2 protein-coding genes are annotated in these 1,971 nt (G+C 44.6%); both read right to left on the minus strand.

The window, feature by feature from the left end:
- Window positions 1–196, minus strand: a 196-nt coding sequence (locus RRG12_RS43585; RefSeq protein ID WP_420763319.1) for an ATP-binding cassette domain-containing protein, incomplete at its 3' end; no start/stop codon positions are given.
- Between the two features lie 130 nt (window positions 197–326).
- A complete protein-coding gene (gene sufB, locus RRG12_RS43590; RefSeq protein ID WP_420760092.1) occupies window positions 327–1,766 on the minus strand; it encodes a Fe-S cluster assembly protein SufB in 1,440 nt (479 codons plus the stop codon).
- Between the last annotated feature and the right edge of the window lie 205 nt (window positions 1,767–1,971).

The raw sequence follows: 1,971 nt of genomic DNA on the forward strand, positions 1-1,971 counted from the left end.
CGCCAGTCACCTCATACGCCGGATGTCCTGCCAATACCTTAGAAAAGGTACTCTTACCAGAACCATTCGGCCCCATAATCGCATGAATTTCACCCGATCGCACATCCAGATTCACGCCTTTCAGAATCGGTGTACCATCAACATTAGCCGTCAGATTCTTTACTGACAGCACAATTTCACTATTTTCAATAATCATGTTTTCTCTCTTCTTTTTTGGTTCGTAGTCAGCACTTTAGTGCTGGAGAAAAGCGTTAAAGTGCTGACTACAAGCGTTAATTTTTTCGGTTCCCAGCAACTTGACAGCACTCAAGTGCTGACTACAAGCGCTATCCAACACTGCCTTCCAACTTCAAACTCAACAACTTATCAGCTTCCACTGCAAACTCCATTGGTAGCTGATTGAAAACATCCTTGCAGAAGCCGCTAATCATCATCGAAATAGCATCTTCTGAGGAAATACCTCGTTGAGCGAAGTAAAATAACTGATCTTCCCCAATCTTGGAAGTAGAAGCTTCATGCTCCACCTTCGCAGTGTTGTTTTGCACCTGGATATAGGGGAAAGTATTCGCGTGAGCATTATCCCCAATCAGCATTGAGTCGCACTGGGAATAATTTCTCGCCCCTTTAGCCGTCGGATTGACTTTCACCAAACCCCGATAGCTATTACTAGAATTACCTGCGGAGATTCCTTTAGAAATAATTGTGCTGCGGGTATTCTTACCAACGTGAATCATCTTGCTGCCGGTATCGGCTTGCTGCATGTGATTTGTCAGCGCCACCGAGTAGAACTCACCCACAGAGTTATCACCCACCAAAACACAGCTGGGATATTTCCAAGTAATTGCCGAACCTGTTTCTACTTGAGTCCAGGAAATCTTGGAATTTACGCCCTGACACAAACCGCGCTTGGTGACAAAGTTGTAAATACCGCCTTTACCGTTGGCATCGCCAGCGTACCAGTTTTGGACGGTGGAATATTTAATTTCGGCGTTGTCAAGGGCGACAAGTTCCACAACGGCTGCGTGCAACTGGTTGCTGTCATACATTGGTGCAGTGCAACCTTCCAGGTAAGAAACATAACTACCTTCTTCAGCGACAATCAAAGTCCGCTCAAATTGTCCCGTGTCACCAGAGTTGATGCGGAAGTAGGTAGATAGTTCCATTGGGCATTTTACGCCTTTAGGAATATAGACAAAAGAACCATCGCTAAATACGGCGGCGTTTAAGGCGGCAAAATAATTGTCAGCGATGGGAACAACGCTACCCAAATATTTTTTAATTAGTTCTGGGTGTTCCTGCAACGCTTCCGAAAACGAACAGAAAATAACGCCGTCTTCCGCTAACTTTTCTTTAAATGTAGTGGCGACAGAGACGCTATCGAAAATCGCATCAACAGCGACGTTTGCCAGTCGCTTCTGTTCAGATAGGGAAATGCCTAACTTCTCAAAAGTTTCTAAAAGGGTTGGATCAACTTCATCCAAGCTGTTTAGTTTGTCTTTCTTGCGTTTTGGCGCTGAGTAGTAAATGATATCCTGATAATTTATTGGCGGATACTTGACATTTGGCCAAGTGGGTTCCGTCATTTTTTGCCACTGGCGATAAGCTCTGAGGCGAAAATCCAGCATGAACTGCGGCTCGTTCTTCTTAGAGGAGATCAAGCGGATAACGTCCTCGTCTAGTCCACGCGGTATGGTGTCGGACTCAATGTCTGTGACAAAGCCGTACTTGTAGGGTTGGTTGACTAAGGTTTTGACAGTGGCACTCATCAGTAATAATCTCTCGTGTTCGGAACTCTTTTAGGATGGGAGGCGGGCTGTGGCTAACCGATTCCCATCTCCCGTTACGGAATGGTTACACGCCTGCTAGAATAGTGGTGGAGAGTAAAACAACAGCTTTGTTGTTTAATGTATCTTCATTTTACGCTAAATTAACAACAACAATGTTGTCAAAGTCAAACAATTTTGGATTTTA

This window comes from Nostoc sp. CALU 546, assembly GCF_048836525.1.